Origin of the sequence: Solemya elarraichensis gill symbiont (assembly GCF_002021095.1) — a bacterium.
Classification (GTDB): Bacteria; Pseudomonadota; Gammaproteobacteria; order Chromatiales; family Chromatiaceae.
The window spans coordinates 1-15,921 of sequence record NZ_MPRK01000013.1 but is presented as its reverse complement, the minus strand read 5'-3'; the positions used below and the strand labels follow the sequence as shown (position 1 = coordinate 15,921).

General features: G+C 51.1%; 12 protein-coding genes and 1 riboswitch. Of the genes, 2 read left to right on the top strand and 10 right to left on the bottom strand.

Features of this window, described 5'->3' with window-relative positions; all coding sequences use genetic code 11:
• Window positions 1-122: 122 nt before the first annotated feature.
• Window positions 123-941: an HpcH/HpaI aldolase/citrate lyase family protein gene (locus tag BOW51_RS01570; protein WP_078476118.1), complete on the top strand. Its 819-nt coding sequence runs from the start codon at window positions 123-125 to the stop codon at window positions 939-941.
• A 2-nt stretch (window positions 942-943) separates the two neighbouring features.
• Here BOW51_RS01570 and BOW51_RS01565 read toward each other — a convergent pair whose 3' ends face one another.
• From BOW51_RS01565 to BOW51_RS01530, 8 genes are all read right to left on the bottom strand, one after another.
• A complete protein-coding gene (locus BOW51_RS01565; RefSeq protein ID WP_078476117.1) occupies window positions 944-1,909 on the bottom strand; it encodes a hypothetical protein in 966 nt (321 codons plus the stop codon).
• A 49-nt stretch (window positions 1,910-1,958) separates the two neighbouring features.
• The gene (locus BOW51_RS01560) at window positions 1,959-2,609 is read right to left on the bottom strand and encodes a class I SAM-dependent methyltransferase (protein ID WP_078476116.1); all 651 of its coding nucleotides are present in this window, start codon (window positions 2,607-2,609) and stop codon (window positions 1,959-1,961) included.
• Between the two features lie 187 nt (window positions 2,610-2,796).
• Complete coding sequence (gene fba / locus BOW51_RS01555) at window positions 2,797-3,861, bottom strand: class II fructose-bisphosphate aldolase (RefSeq protein ID WP_078476115.1); 1,065 nt, start codon at window positions 3,859-3,861, stop codon at window positions 2,797-2,799.
• Between the two features lie 92 nt (window positions 3,862-3,953).
• Window positions 3,954-5,396, bottom strand: a complete 1,443-nt coding sequence (gene pyk, locus BOW51_RS01550) for a pyruvate kinase (protein WP_078476114.1) — start codon at window positions 5,394-5,396, stop codon at window positions 3,954-3,956.
• 11 nt (window positions 5,397-5,407) lie between these two features.
• A complete protein-coding gene (locus BOW51_RS01545) occupies window positions 5,408-6,589 on the bottom strand; it encodes a phosphoglycerate kinase (protein ID WP_078476113.1) in 1,182 nt (393 codons plus the stop codon).
• A gap of 176 nt (window positions 6,590-6,765) precedes the next feature.
• Window positions 6,766-7,770, bottom strand: coding sequence for a type I glyceraldehyde-3-phosphate dehydrogenase (gene gap, locus BOW51_RS01540; RefSeq protein ID WP_078476112.1), 1,005 nt, complete (start codon window positions 7,768-7,770; stop codon window positions 6,766-6,768).
• A gap of 69 nt (window positions 7,771-7,839) precedes the next feature.
• A complete protein-coding gene (gene tkt, locus BOW51_RS01535) occupies window positions 7,840-9,816 on the bottom strand; it encodes a transketolase (protein ID WP_078476111.1) in 1,977 nt (658 codons plus the stop codon).
• 313 nt (window positions 9,817-10,129) lie between these two features.
• Window positions 10,130-10,687, bottom strand: a complete 558-nt coding sequence (locus BOW51_RS01530; RefSeq protein ID WP_078476110.1) for a thioredoxin family protein — start codon at window positions 10,685-10,687, stop codon at window positions 10,130-10,132.
• A 272-nt stretch (window positions 10,688-10,959) separates the two neighbouring features.
• A riboswitch (SAM riboswitch) is annotated at window positions 10,960-11,036 on the top strand.
• A 70-nt stretch (window positions 11,037-11,106) separates the two neighbouring features.
• On the opposite strand from BOW51_RS01530, the gene metK reads away from it, so the two are divergent.
• Complete coding sequence (metK, locus tag BOW51_RS01525; RefSeq protein ID WP_078476109.1) at window positions 11,107-12,276, top strand: methionine adenosyltransferase; 1,170 nt, start codon at window positions 11,107-11,109, stop codon at window positions 12,274-12,276.
• Between the two features lie 77 nt (window positions 12,277-12,353).
• Here the strand turns inward: metK and BOW51_RS01520 are convergent, their stop codons facing one another.
• Complete coding sequence (locus tag BOW51_RS01520; protein WP_245828335.1) at window positions 12,354-14,312, bottom strand: SLC13 family permease; 1,959 nt, start codon at window positions 14,310-14,312, stop codon at window positions 12,354-12,356.
• Between the two features lie 320 nt (window positions 14,313-14,632).
• Window positions 14,633-15,688 (bottom strand): S-methyl-5-thioribose-1-phosphate isomerase, encoded by a 1,056-nt coding sequence (gene mtnA, locus BOW51_RS01515; protein ID WP_078476108.1) that lies wholly within the window; start codon window positions 15,686-15,688, stop codon window positions 14,633-14,635.
• Window positions 15,689-15,921: the final 233 nt, after the last annotated feature.

The following is a 15,921-nucleotide window of genomic DNA, read 5'->3' as shown; positions in this document are numbered from 1 at the left end:
TTTCCTTTGGCGCTGGCGCACGTCAGAAAAACAGTCTCGCCTAGTGGCTACCGGGGACTACGCGCCTTCGATTCTCTCTCCTTGGCGCGCAGCGGAAGCTGAAGAATACATTCGATCCGACAATGGTGCCATATGCCATCATTTTCGACCTCGAAGACAGTATTCGTGACGAGTATAAGGAGTCCGCAAGGGAATTACTTCGTAGCGTGTTTACTGAATACTCGGACACCTGCGGTGACTTATTTCGATGTTGGGTCAGAATTAATGACCGATCAAGTGAATTCTTTTCAGACGACCTGAAATGGCTGCATTCCTTTGATACGCGTCATTTTGGAGTAAAGATTCCCAAATGCAGTGGTCGGGAAGACATAATTGCTCTTGAACACCTTCACAGTGACTCAACACCAATCATACCTACTATCGAAGCCCTGAAAGGGTATGAGAACAGAGATATCATCATGGAATCTGCCCAACAGACCGGCATCAAAAATATTGGGTTCGGTGCAGGTGACATGACATTGGAATTAGACATAGAGCGGGACTACACACTACCCATACTCCAACATATCATCTGTGAACTGGTTATAGCCTCTAAACGACATGGTCTGGACCTGATCGATTCAACATCAAGAGTATTACCTAAATCAGGGAGTGGCTGGCAAGCGCTGATTGAAGAAGAGGTTGCATTCTCGTGTGCCAACGGTTTTTCCGGGAAGAAAGCAATTCACCCGGAACAGGTACCTGTTATTGAGCGAGTGTTTAGCTCAAGGCATGAGCGGGATGTCGTTCGTGCGCGAGAGGTTATGGATGATATTGATAGTCAGAGTAAGACGCGCGCAATCAGGTCAAGCAAGACGGGCAATTACGTCGGAAATCCTTCTATTAAGCATGCCACAAGAGTCCTCGAAACTTCCGACGATTCAGACGATGAAACGAGTTAACCTTATTGCCGACTGGAAAAATACTCATCAATAGCCATTCTGAGCGCTACGGAATTCGGATTCCAACGCCACGTTTCATTTTCTGCAAGTTCTATATCGGTTTGCGGATTGAAACCCAACTCCTTCAGTTTAAAGTGTCTGTCGTGATAGCGTCTGTTCTCATATGGGCCATGCCAGAGATGGAAGGCCGTACCTGGAATGAAACCGATATCGTTGACACGGTTTTGATTAAAGGAACTAGCCCATTTTAAATAGTGTTGATAATGCGCTTCTGACATTGGGCGCTTTTGGATAAGTAATTCAGGTTCACCGATAATAGCCATGGCCATAGCCGAGGGGCCTCCACCGATAATGCAGGCATCGTATAACCCGACTTTACACAATTGATCTCGATGCGCAGCCCATGCAACACCGTGGGTAACGCCATATGCCTTATTGATATTGAGACCATTACCAGCATCACCTTGCCCCGTTGTTATTGATTTAGTGGAGTAGTTGCCTTCATGCAGAGCCCACCCGAATGATGGTTTATGACTAACCGGTGTTGCTGCGCGTAATGCATCAATGCTGTACATCTCTGCGGATTCAATTTTCGGCAGGCGAAAAACAGTATCAAATGGCTGTACGAACTGTTTACCTGAGTTTAATAGCTCTATTGTTTGATCGATCCATTCGGGTCTGTCGAATACAATGTCGCAATCAATCCAGGCGACATACTCTGCTTCTGGTGGCAACTGTTTGAGTGCGATGTTCAGAAGACGTTCCTTTTGCCATATCTTTGGGTCACCCGAAATTGTAATAACTTTATCTGCATCGTCAGAAGATAGACATTCCTGTCCTGGTAGAGCCAGTTCTATAACTACGAGCGGTGCTCCCAGGTGATGCCTGAAAGCATGTAGACACTCTAGGCGCCAACGGTGACCTGTTGGGTTAAAAAAGGAAGTAATAACCCAGAGAGATTCATTCATCGCTGTTTCATTGTCTTTATCATTTGGTAAATTACTATCCTATGGGTGTTTACACATCCTCACAGGGTAGTTTACGAAGGATCGTGACTCCATTTAGAACGGGGAAATCGAATATCTGAAGGTCTTGCCGTTGTTTAAGTTCGTCAATGTAATCGACAACTGAGTATTGATACACGTTGTCTTTGCCATATATCCGGGATGGTTTCTTTTTGAGACTATCATGAAAGAAGACGATTGCATTTTCGGAAAGTTTCGGTTCAAAAGCTTCAAAATCGAATTTTGCCTGGTCCCGTGTATGGTAACCGTCAACAAATAATAAATCGATAGAATCAAGTTTATTGTACATTTCTGTATTAACAAAATCCTGGGTGGTGTAAAGGTGGGGTTCAATATTATTCAGACCGAAACTGCCAAACCACTCATCGTTCTTTTCACTATCTTTCCAGAAATCATCAGCCATTGAAGGATCAATAAATGTAACATTGCCATCTTCAATATTATCAGTGACACCTTTAGCCAGAAGCATTGGTACAAATCCACGCCAGGAACCAATACATACGCACGTTTTTGGTTTGTAAATGCGTGTAATCGCATAATATAGCCATCCAAGACCGAGGTTAAGGTCATCCTTCCTCTGAGCATGTCCCATTCTAGTCAGATCATGCTGACTAAAAAGCTGTTTAATCCAATTTTCATCCATATCTTTATATATATTTAACCCAGCAAAAGTGACAGGCCAAACTACATGAAGACCATGTGAGGGTCAAAGCATAATAATGACGGAAAACAACCTCACTTCGTAAAGTCGCTTCAAACCAGGGTGTTCTTGCGATCATAAAAAAAGGCCGCACAACGTGCGGCCTTTTTCATCAAGCTGATTAACGTTATCAGCTGATTTTCTGGTCCAGCGAACCGGATGCATATTCTGCAAACATCACTTCAAGTGACTTGGCAGTAATCTTCGATGCATGACCGGCACAGCCGAATGCCTCGTAACGAGCCTTACAGATATCCTTCATTGCCGCAGTTGAGACTTTGAGGAACTTGCGTGGATCGAAGCTGGAAGGGTTCTCCATCAGGTGACGACGGACAGCACCGGTTGATGCCATACGCAGATCGGTATCGATGTTAACCTTGCGAACACCGTACTTGATGCCTTCAACGATCTCCTCAACAGGAACGCCATAGGTCTGACCCATCTCACCACCGTGGCTGTTGATGATCTCAAGCCAGTCCTGTGGAACAGATGATGAACCGTGCATAACGAGGTGCGTGTTGGGGATGCGTTCGTGGATCTCCTTGATGCGGTCGATACGCAGGACATCGCCAGTTGGCTCCTTGGTGAACTTGTAGGCACCGTGTGAAGTACCGATAGCAATCGCAAGTGCATCAACGTTGGTCGCCTTGACGAAATCGGCAGCTTCTTCAACACCGGTCAGCAGCTGATCCATATCGAGCTTGCCTTCAGCGCCGTGGCCATCTTCTTCACCCATCTCACCGGTTTCAAGTGAACCGAGACAACCCAGCTCGCCCTCAACGGTTACGCCACCGGCGTGTGCCATGTCAACTACGGTACGGGTCACGTCAACGTTGTACTCGAATGAAGAAGGTGTCTTCATATCAGCCATCAGTGAGCCGTCCATCATGACGGAGGTAAAACCTGACTGGATAGAGCGCAGGCATACTGCTGGCTCAGAGCCGTGATCCTGGTGCATAACAACAGGAATGTGCGGGTACATCTCAACTGCCGCCTGGATCAGGCGACGCAGGAAGGGCTCGCCCGCGTATGAACGCGCACCGGCAGAACCCTGCATGATAACTGGTGCATCAACTTCGTCAGCAGCCTGCATGATGGCATGCACCTGCTCCATGTTGTTGACGTTGAAAGCCGGCATACCGAAATCGTTCTCGGCAGCGTAATCAAGCAATTGGCGCATTGAAATCAGAGCCATGATTGTCTCCTTCTGTTTATTGAAATTTCTTTAACAAAATGTATACATTGCGGGCACATGCCCGCGTTTTCGCTCAGCAGTAATCCTGCAAATCAGTCGGGCAGAATATGCTCGCCGACACGCACGATTTTCATTACATTTGTACCACCTTCGAGACCCTGGAAATCACCCTTGGTGATAATCACAAGGTCACCGTCGCGTACTGCGCCGCGACGCAGGAGCTCATCAACAACTTCCTGGTTGATGCGCTGCGAATCAGATTCGAGCGGGTGAAAGCTGATCGGGTAAACACCGCGGTAGAGTGTCACCTTTCTGCGTGTCGCCACCAGCTCCGTCATCGCAAAGATCGGAATACCCGAGCTGATACGTGACATCCACAGTGCCGTTGAACCCGACTCGGTCAGTGCCGCAATGGCAGCGACGTTGAGATGGTTGCCTGTATACATGGCCGCCATCGCAATGGCTTCATCGACACGTCCGAAATGGGTGTGCAGCCTGTGATCAGATTTTCGTGCAATTGACTGCTTCTCTGCTTCAAAGCAGACACGTCCCATCGCTTCGACTGCCTTCGCAGGATATTTACCAACCGCACTCTCACCAGAGAGCATGACAGCATCGGTACCGTCGAGCACAGCATTTGCAACGTCGAATACCTCGGCACGTGTCGGAATCGGATTCTCAATCATCGATTCCATCATCTGTGTCGCAGTAATGACGACCTTGTTGCGCTCACGCGTTTTGCGGATCAGCATTTTCTGTGCTGCAGGCAATTCGGCATCACCAATCTCAACACCGAGATCTCCGCGTGCCACCATGATGATGTCAGTTGCATCGATGATCGACTCGATAACATCAAGTGCCTCGGCACGTTCGATCTTGGCGACTATCGCAGCTGAACCACCCTGTTCCTGCAACAGTGAGCGCGCCATCTCGACGTTATCGGCAGACTGCACAAAGGAGACAGCAAGATAGTCAGCATCGATTTTTGCAGCGAAGGCAATGTCGTGCTTGTCCTTGTCAGTCAGAGCAGGAGCAGAAAGTCCTCCGCCCTGCTTGTTGATACCCTTGTTGTCAGACAGCGGACCGCCGACCTGAACCTTACAGGAGATCTTGTTGCCATTGACATCTTCTACCCAGAGGACAATCTTGCCATCATTGATGAGCAGTGTGTCGCCGCGAGAAAGATCACTTGGCAACTGCTTGTAGGTACAACCGACAATGTCGATGTTGCCTTCGTCGATCGGATAATCGATGTCGATAGTAAAGGATGCGCCAATTTCGAGCTTGACCTCGCCATCCTTGAACTGGCCAGTACGAATCTTTGGCCCCTGCAGATCGACCAGAACGCCAACCTGGCGGCCACTGGCACGTGCGCGATTGCGCAACTGCTCTGCACGCTCGGCATGCTCTTCATGGCTACCGTGCGAGAGGTTGATACGAACCACGTCGACACCAGCGGTAATCAGGTCATCGATGACTTTTGGATCATCGGTAGCCGGACCGAGTGTTGCGACAATTTTTGTACGTTTAGGCATAGTAGCGTTGCTTATCCCTTGGCGCGTTCTTCAAGCATGGCAACTGCAGGCAATGTCTTGCCCTCGAGATATTCGAGGAAAGCACCGCCAGCGGTTGAGATGTACGACACCTTGTCATAGATATCATATTTCTGGATTGCTGCGATGGTATCACCACCACCTGCGAGGCTGAATCCGTCTGCATCGGCAATCGCCATTGAAACGGTCTTGGTTCCTTCGCCGAACTGGTCGAATTCAAATACGCCGACAGGGCCGTTCCAGACGATAGTGCCTGCTTTACTGATGATCTCTGCAAGTTCTTTGGCACTGTCAGGACCAATATCGAAAATCATGTCGTCATCTTCAACATCGCCTGCAGCCTTGAGGGTTGCCTCGGCTGTCTCGCTGAACTCCTTGCCGCAGACCACGTCGGTCGCGATTGGAATGTTGGCACCACGCTCTTTCATCTTCTCGACCAGCTCTTGAGCTGTACCGACGAGATCATCTTCGCATAGTGATTTACCAACGTTGTTACCCATCGCCTTGAGGAAGGTATTCGCAATACCGCCACCAACAACCAGCTGGTCAACCTTCTCGGAGAGTGCCTCGAGAACGGTCAGCTTGGTAGAAACCTTGGAACCGCCAACGATAGCAACCATCGGACGCGCTGGCTTAGCCAGTGCTTTCGCGAGGTTATCGAGTTCGCTTGCCAGCAGCAGTCCGGCACAGGCAGTCGGTGCAAATTTACCGGCACCGTGTGTAGAAGCCTGGGCGCGATGCGCAGTACCGAAAGCATCCATAACGAATACATCACAAAGTGCAGCATATTGCTTCGCCAGATCTTCGTTGTCTGTCTTCTCACCTGCATTGAAACGAACGTTCTCGAACAGGACCACTTCACCGTCGGCAATCTCTGGTGCGTTGTCGAGGTAATCCTTGACCAGGCGAACCTCTTTGCCAAGCTTGGCAGACATATCGTCAGCAATCGGCTGCATTGAGTTCTCATCATCAACCTTACCCTCTTCAGGGCGGCCGCGATGTGACATCACCTGCACTTTTGCACCAGCTGCTACACAGTGCTCAATGGTTGGCATTGATGCAGAGATACGTGCATCGGAAGTTACTTTTCCATCTTTTACAGGTACATTCAGATCAGCACGAATCAGCACGCGCTTGCCGGCAAGGTCGAGGTCGGTCAGTTTAATGAAGGACATAAAAGGCTCCAACTGTCATAAGACTAAAAATGAATAAAAAGCTATTTGTTAAAAAGAATCGGTTCTTAACAAATAGCTCTGCGAACCAGCGCAATCGAACTGCCTTGAGCAGATTCGCAAAACTATCAGTTCAGGTAATTGTGCCTGCCGGTCAGAAACCGGCAGGCATCGATACCTTAGTTTGCAGCAACGTGCTCCATGAAACGCAGCATGTTACAAGTGTAGCCATACTCGTTGTCGTACCAGGAGACAACTTTCACGAAAGTGCCGTCCAGTGCGATACCAGCTTCTGAATCGAAGATAGAAGAGAAGCCACAGCCACGGAAGTCAGTTGATACAACTTTCTCGTCGGTGTAACCCAGAGTCTTGCTCATGTCGCCATTCTCTGAAGCTTCTTTCATTGCTGCACAGATGTCTGCGTAATCAGCTTCGCTGTTGAGCTCAACAGTCAGGTCAACAACAGAAACGTCTGAAGTCGGTACGCGGAACGCCATACCAGTCAGCTTGCCGTTCAGCTCAGGCAGAACTACGCCAACTGCCTTTGCAGCACCAGTTGATGAAGGAATGATGTTCTCGAGGATACCGCGACCACCGCGCCAGTCTTTCATTGAAGGACCATCAACAGTTTTCTGGGTAGCAGTTGCAGCGTGAACAGTCGTCATCAGGCCGCGCTTGATGCCCCACTTGTCGTTCAGAACCTTGGCAACAGGTGCGAGACAGTTAGTGGTACAGGAAGCAGCAGAGATGATTGCCTGGCCAGCGTACTCGTCATGGTTAACACCGAAGACAAACATTGGAGTGCCGTCCTTTGAAGGCGCTGACATAACAACTTTCTTGGCGCCAGCGTCGATGTGCTTCTGACAACCCTCTTCGGTCAGGAAGAAACCGGTACACTCGAGAACGATGTCTGCTCCAACGTCGCCCCACTTGAGGTCTGCCGGATCACGCTCTGCAGTCAGGCGAATGTTCTTGCCGTTGACTGTCATGGTGTCGCCGTTGACAGCGATATCACCGTTGAAGTTACCGTGGACCGAGTCATACTTCAGCATGTATGAGAGGTAGTCGTTGTCCAGCAGGTCGTTGATACCAACAACTTCGATTTCCGGAAAATCCTTTGCGATTGCACGGAAAGCCATGCGACCGATACGGCCAAAACCGTTAATACCGACTTTAATTGTCATAATTTTCTCCTGATTATTACTTACTAAATTGTATTCCAGGGCCAGTTTGCACAGGCCCTGATGAAACTCTTACGCCAGCACGCCGTTGACTGTGCTAACGACATTCTCGACGGTGAAGCCGAACTCCTTGAAGAGTTCGCCTGCAGGCGCTGACTCACCGAAACGGTTGATACCGATAACTGCGTCGGCATACTTGTACCATGCATCAGGTACTGCAGCTTCAACCGCAACAGTAGGAACGCCTTTTGGCAGTACAGATGAGCGGTAGCTGTCATCCTGTGCCTCGAATGCATCAACAGACGGCATGGAGACAACGCGAATTTTCTTGCCCGACAACTCGTCAGCAGCGCCTGTAGCAAGTGCCACTTCTGAACCAGTTGCGAGAATGATTGCATCCGGAGTGCCGTCACAGTCACGCAGGATGTAACCACCCTTTGCGATGTCGGCAATCTGTGCGTCGGTGCGCTCCTGGTGTGGCAGACCCTGGCGCGAGAAGATCAATGTTGAAGGACCATCCTTGCGCTCGACTGCCTGTGCCCAGCAGACGGCTGATTCAACAGCATCACATGGACGCCATACAGACATGTTAGGGATCATACGTAGGGTTGGAATCTGCTCGACTGGCTGGTGAGTCGGTCCATCTTCACCAAGACCGATTGAGTCATGAGTGTAGACGAAGATGCTCTGAATCTTCATCAGGGCAGCCATACGCAGTGCGTTACGCGCATACTCTGAGAACATCAGGAAGGTTGCACCGAAAGGTACCAGGCCGCCGTGCAGTGAGATACCGTTCATGATTGCAGACATACCGAACTCACGTACGCCGTAACGAACATAGTTAGGTACTTCGCTGTTATCCATTGGCTTGTAGCCGGACCATTCAGTCAGGTTTGAACCACCGAGGTCAGCAGAACCACCAAACATTTCCGGAGCAAGCGGTGAATAAGCTTCGATACAGGCGAGTGATGCCTGGCGGGTTGCAGGGCTCTTGGCGTCTGCATTGACCTGTGCAATGTAAGCAGCAGATTTCTCAGCCCACTCGGCAGGCAGGTCGCCAGCCATACGGCGCTCGTATTCAGCAGCCATCTCAGGGAACTCGGCCTTGTATGCAGCGAACTTTTCGTTCCACTCTGCTTCCGCCTTGGCGCCTTTCTCTTTTGCATTCCAGCCTGCATAGATATCAGCTGGTACATCGAATGCAGCGTGGTCCCAACCCAGTGCAGCCTTGGTGAGGTTAATCTCTTCATCACCGAGAGGTGCGCCGTGACAGGCGTGAGAACCGGCCTTGTTCGGTGAACCGAAACCAATGGTGGTCTTGCAGCAGATCATGGTCGGCTTGTCAGTCATCGCCTTGGCCATTTCGACTGCCTTGGCAATCGCTTCCGGATCGTGTCCGTCAACGTCGGCAATGACGTGCCAACCGTATGCTTCAAAACGTGCAGGTGTGTTATCGGTGAACCAGCCATCGACATGACCATCGATAGAGATACCGTTGTCATCCCAGAATGCGATCAGCTTGCCAAGACCCAGGGTACCGGCGAGTGAACATGCTTCATGAGAGATACCTTCCATGAGGCAGCCATCGCCGAGGAAGACATAGGTGTTGTGGTCAACAATGTCGTGGCCTTTCTGGTTGAACTGTGCAGCAAGTGCCTTCTCGGCAATCGCCATACCAACGCCATTGGTAATACCCTGGCCAAGTGGACCAGTGGTTGTCTCGACACCAGGCGCATAACCGTACTCAGGGTGGCCTGGAGTCTTTGAATGCAGCTGACGGAAGTTCTTGAGATCATCGATGCTCAGCTCGTAGCCGGTGAGGTGCAGCAGCGAGTAGATCAGCATGGAACCGTGGCCATTCGACAGAATGAAACGGTCGCGGTTGCTCCAGTCCGGATTGGCCGGGTTGTGGTTCATGTTGTCGTTCCACAACACCTCGGCGATATCAGCCATACCCATCGGGGCACCCGGGTGTCCGGAATTGGCTTTCTGTACGGCATCCATGCTCAATGCACGAACCGCGTTTGCCAAATCTCTGCGTGAAGCCATGTTTGTCTCCTATCTGAATTCAGAATATTCTAAAAAACTGTGTTTGCTAATCGAACTTCAACCTACGTTTTTTCGTATCAAGCGTTATAAGGTTGAGAGTCGATAGCCGAACGTAAAAATTTTGTGCGCGTCGCTACCTTGATAAAATCGACCGATGCAGTCTTACTATTCTCCCTGAAGACGCCTTTGCGAGCAACATAATAGAAGCCTAATAGAGGCTGAATCCCATAGAATTTTCTTTGGAGATCATAATGTTGCAGTGCAGTATCCTTGTGCAACAAGGAGTTAGCGAATTCGGGTCAAGCTGAATGAATCAGGATTCTATCCACTTGATCGAGCAACCGATGCTCGGAATCTGCTCTTTTGGGCCTTGTCCGGTTTCAGCAACCTCTTTCATCGCCTCGAACAGGTCGCGACGCACCTCTCCCAGGGCCGTCTCTTTTCGGCTCTCATCGAGTCGACCACGGTACTGGAGTTCGAGATCAGCGTTGTAACCGAAGAAGTCAGGGGTGCAGACTGCACCGTAGGCCTTGGCCACTTCCTGGCTCTCATCATATAGATAAGGAAACGGCAGCTGCCACTCGTCGGCAGTACGCTTCATGTTTTCGAAAGAGTCTTCCGGGTAGTTCGCTGCGTCATTGGAGCTGATGGCGACAAAATTGATACCCATCGCCTTGAGTTCGTGCGCGTCACGAACGATACGCTCACGCACAGCCTTTACATATGGACAGTGGTTGCAGATAAACATTACCAGCAGCCCCTTCTCTCCCTTGCACGACTCCAGCGTCCAGTTATTGCCATCGACACCTGGCAGGGAAAAATCGACCGCGGCCTCTCCGAAATTACATACCGGCGTTTCTGTTGAAACCATTGTTCTACTCCTGTTGCATCATTTTTTTATTGCGACGAATAGTACAAGTTGCGTGTTGCATGATGCAAGCTCTCAGTTTTTGGTCTTTGGTCTTTTGTCGTCACCTGGGCACTTCACCCTGTCAATCCGATTCGTCATCCCGGGCGAAGCGAAGTCGGGATCTGGGTATTGTGCAGTATTCAGATCCCCGCATAAGCGGGGATGACGGCCGCTTCTGCAGAGTATTCCAGCACCCTATTGACAATTACGGGTTACAGCGGATAATTGGCCCTTGATTACACGGCGCTGATTTGAACTCAGATTGCGGGCGCCTTATAAAACCGGCTAAAGAGAGAACGAAAAGTTTTCCGAGGCCCCGCGAGTTCATTCGCGGGGCCTTTTTGTTTTTTACGAACATTTGAATACGAGTAAGTGAACCAATGAGCGAACATCTTTTTACATCCGAGTCTGTATCCGAGGGTCATCCCGACAAAATGTGCGACCAGGTTTCTGATGCTGTATTGGATGCCATTCTTGCCGAAGACCCGCATGCACGTGTTGCCTGCGAAACCCTGTTCAAGACCGGCATGGCGCTGATTGCCGGTGAAATCACTACCACTGCCAAGCCTGATTACGAGGCGATCATCCGTCAAACCATCAAGGAGATCGGCTACGACGACTCGGACAAGGGTTTCGACTACAAGACCTGCGCAGTACTGAGAGCGGTCGGGCTTCAGTCGCCCGACATCGGCCAGGGTGTCGACCGTTCACGCCCGGAAGACCAGGGCGCCGGTGACCAGGGACTGATGTTCGGTTATGCCACCACTGAAACAGAGGTATTGATGCCGGCAGCGATCGAATATGCGCATCGCCTCGTCGAGCGCCAGGCGGAAGTACGCAAAAGCGGTGAACTCGACTGGCTGCGTCCGGATGCAAAATCGCAGGTCACCCTGCGCTATGTTGACAGCATTCCTGTCAGTGTCGATGCCGTCGTTCTCTCGACACAGCACTCGGACACCCTGTCGCTCGAAGCGCTCCAGGATGCAGTGATGGATGTCATCATCAAGCCGGTTCTTGAACCGACCGGATTGCTGCACTCAGGCACACAGTTTCACATCAATCCGACCGGCAAGTTCGTTATCGGCGGACCCATGGGTGATGCCGGTTTAACCGGGCGCAAGATCATCGTCGACAGCTATGGTGGTGCCGCGCGTCACGGCGGCGGTTGTTTCTCCGGCAAGGACCCGTCAAAAGTCGACCGCTCGGCTGCTTATGCCGGGCGCTATGTCGCCAAGAACATAGTTGCGGCCGGACTTGCCGACCGCTGCGAAATCCAGGTCTCGTATGCCATTGGCGTTGCGGAACCCACGTCCATTATGGTCGATACCTTCGGCACAGGACAGATCAGCGATGAGCGCATTACCGAAATGGTGCGTGAGCACTTCGACCTGCGCCCATACGGCATTCTCAAGATGCTCGACCTGCTCAATGCAGACAAGATCAAGTACCGCAAGACAGCCGCCTATGGCCACTTCGGACGTGAGAACAACGGTTTCACATGGGAAGACACCGACAAGGCCGAGATGCTCCGGGCGGCTGCCGGGGGCTGATCACCCACCCTCTTCACAATAAAAACCCCGGGACAAGCCCGGGGTTTTTATTGTGACTAATAACTAAAGACTAACGATTAGAAAACCAGGTTCATCATCACCATCATCACGACCAGGAAGAGTATCGTCATGATACCGCCGGCACGCATGAAATCAGGTACGCGGTAACCCGCAGGTCCCATGATCAACGCATTCTCCTGGTGGGTAGGAATCAGGAATGAATTCGATGTCGCGATAGCGACAGTCAGAGCATATACCGCAGGGTTTGCATCAACCTGCAGGGCGATGTTGACCGCCAGTGGTACCAGCAGAACCGTTGCTCCTACGTTTGACATCACCAGGGTAAAGAAGGTTGCCAGGGCAGCGATTGACGCCTGGATCACCCAGCCAGGCATACCGCCTACGACGGAAACTGTCTGTTCGGCAATCCAGCGTGCCGTACCCGAGGTTTCTACCGCGAGGCCAAGTGGAATCAAACTTGCCAACAGGAACACGGTTTTCCATGAAACCGCTTCATACGCCTCCTCGATCTTCAGTACACCTGAAAGCACCATGCCAATCGCACCGGTGAGCAAGGCAACCGAGAGACGGATGTCGGTAAAGAGAACCATGAAAAGCGCTATGCCGAAGAAAATGCCTGCATGCCACAACTTCTGTGGACGCAACTCCTCGCGTGGATACTCGGTTGTTACCACGACGAAGTTCCTGTCGGTCTCGAGGCGGGCCAACGCATCCCAAGTTGTGTGGACGATCAGGGTATCACCGGCCTGCAGTGGCAGATCACGGATGCCCTCGCCTTCGCGCATGGTTTCACCGTTACGGTGCAACGCGACCATGGCGATACCGTAGGTCTTGCGCATCCAGACATCACGTGCACTCTTGCCAATCAGGTTTGAACCCGGCGGTATAACAACTTCACCGATACCTGCCTTGGTGGATGCGAGTGACTCGGAAAAAGTCTGCAGACTTGGACGCAACTCGACGCCGTATTCTTTAACAAAGTGCTTGATATCTTCCGGTGAAGTGAGCATGCCGAGAGACATCTGGGCATCGATACCAAGATCACGCATCAGCGCACCCGGGCCAATTCTCAGGTCACCGTCAGGACGCCTGGTACCAATAACACGCACATGGTTCACCGTTTCGATCTCATCAAGCAACTTACCGACCAGGGCACTCTCAGCTGACACATAAACCTCGTAGAGATGGTAGTCGATGCCGTAGACATCCTGGAAGTACTTGGTGGTATTTGAACCGACGGTGCTGCTCTCACTCTTGGTTTTAGGCAGTACGAAACGTCCGGCGATAACAAAATAGAGAATACCTGTCGCAACCAGCGCAAGACCGACAGGAGTAACAGAGAAGAGACCCCAGGTCTCCATCTGTTGGTCCGCTGGCAGTGCATGGTTCGATGCAAGAATGAGGTCGTTGAGCAGAATCAGCGGGCTTGAACCGACCATGGTCACGGTACCACCGAGGATGGCACAGAAGCCCATCGGCATCAGCAGGCGCGACATCGGCAATCCGGAGCGTGCCGAAATCCGGCTGACAACCGGCAGAAAGAGTGCAGCGGCACCGACGTTCTGCATGAATGAGGAGATGAAACCGACAGTACTTGAAATAATCGGAATGATTCGGGTTTCAGTGGTTCCGCCAATCTTGAGGATAAAACCGGCTACACGCGTCATGATCCCTGTCTTGTCGAGTCCGGCACCGATGATCATGACCGCGATGATCGACATAACAGCATTTGAGGCAAATCCGTTAAACAGCAGGTTCGTATCAACCAGTCCCTGTTGAATCCCCATTAAAGGAGCGAACAGTGTCGTGAGTCCCAGCAGCACCATAATCGACACTGCGGCCACATCAACATCAACGACTTCAAACGCGAAAAGGTAAATCGTCAGTAACAGCATCGCTGTAACCCATGCGATTTCGCGTGACGGAACAACAGTTGCAAGAAAAAGAGAGAAGAGTGCAAAAATGACGGCTGCGATGATTTTCTTCACAGGGAGGGCTGATTTTTCTTGTGCCAAGGGACTACTCCGAAATCACTATTGTTGTTTGGGATCGATCATTAGTACATGACTTAGTAATTATACATAAAAACCCTGATAAATCTGTCCAATAATCGAAAATTTTGGCTAATTTCATACCCTTGCGTGCTAATGCGCGAATAAGTCGGATTTATGCTTTTGTTCGAAATGCCGGACTTTGATCAGTATGCAGGAGTCCGTACACTGTTCTGGATGGACCCCGGGTCAAGCCCGGGATGACGAAATTATGGGGCCCTGGGTGACGAAATAATGTGGCCGGAGCGACGAGTTAATGGATCAGCGGTGATGCATTGGTTCTTCTACCGCAGTATTGCGCGAATCCCCTTCTCTGCCGGATTACGAATCACGCCGCGTTCGGTGACGATAACATCAACCAGTTCGGCGGGAGTAACATCAAACACAGGGTTCCAGGCCGTTGCACCCTTCGCACCGATGTTGGCACCACCACACTGCAGAATTTCAGACTGCTCACGCGTCTCGATCGGTATCTCCTCGCCACAGGAGACATTGAGGTCAAGTGTCGAAGTCGGTGCAACAACCATGAATTTAACTCCATGATGACGTGCTGCAACCGCCAATTGGTAAGTACCGATCTTGTTGGCGACATCGCCGTTGGCAGCAATGCGATCCGATCCGACAATCACCCAGCCAATACCACCTTCACGCATGCGTGCGCTGGCGGCACTGTCAGCGATAACCGAAACAGGAATACCGCTGTGAACCAGTTCCCATGCAGTGAGGCGTGACCCCTGCAGCCATGGACGTGTCTCATCGGCATAAACATGCTCGATCTTACCGCGTTGGAATGCAGTACGAATAACACCGATCGCCGTGCCATGCCCACCGGTCGCAAGCCCACCTGCATTGCAGTGAGTGATCACGGATGTCGGTTCACTAATGCAGGCGCTGCCGAGCTCCCCCATGAGACGATTGGCAATCAGGTCTTCCTGGTGAATCTGGCGTGCCTCGATCAGGAGTCGGTCTACCAGGGTTTCGCTATCCTCATCGATCAATTTGCGCATGCGGTCGATAGCCCAGAAGAGATTCACTGCAGTAGGGCGTGAAGCAGCAAGCGTATCAAGATCATCAAGCACCGCCTGGCGCCATTTCGGACCACTGTCGGCAAGTCTGTGCATTACTGATAGCACAACGCCGTAAGCAGCCGTGATACCGATCGCAGGTGCACCCCGAACAACCATCGCGGTAATCGCCTCGGTAGTCTGGCGTGCATCCGTGCAACGGACGAAACGCTCAACATGCGGCATAACACGCTGGTCAAGCAGCAGCAGTTCACTATCGACCCACTTGATCACATGATCCGGGTGGGCGGCTTCGGAGAGGTTGATGACTTCCATTTGTAACGATCCTCGTGGCAAATTTTTGCGTCTCATGGCAAATTATAGGGGCCTCTGTGTAGAGGCCCCCTTATTATGCCGTTTTCCCGGAGCAAGCTGTGATGAAAAATATCGACACCCTGATCAATGCCAGGTGGGTCATCCCCGTCAACGATGACAGGGTGCTGGAGCAGCACGCCATAGCTATCAACAAGGGAGTGATAGTCGACCTGTTGCCTTCTCAACAGGCGATC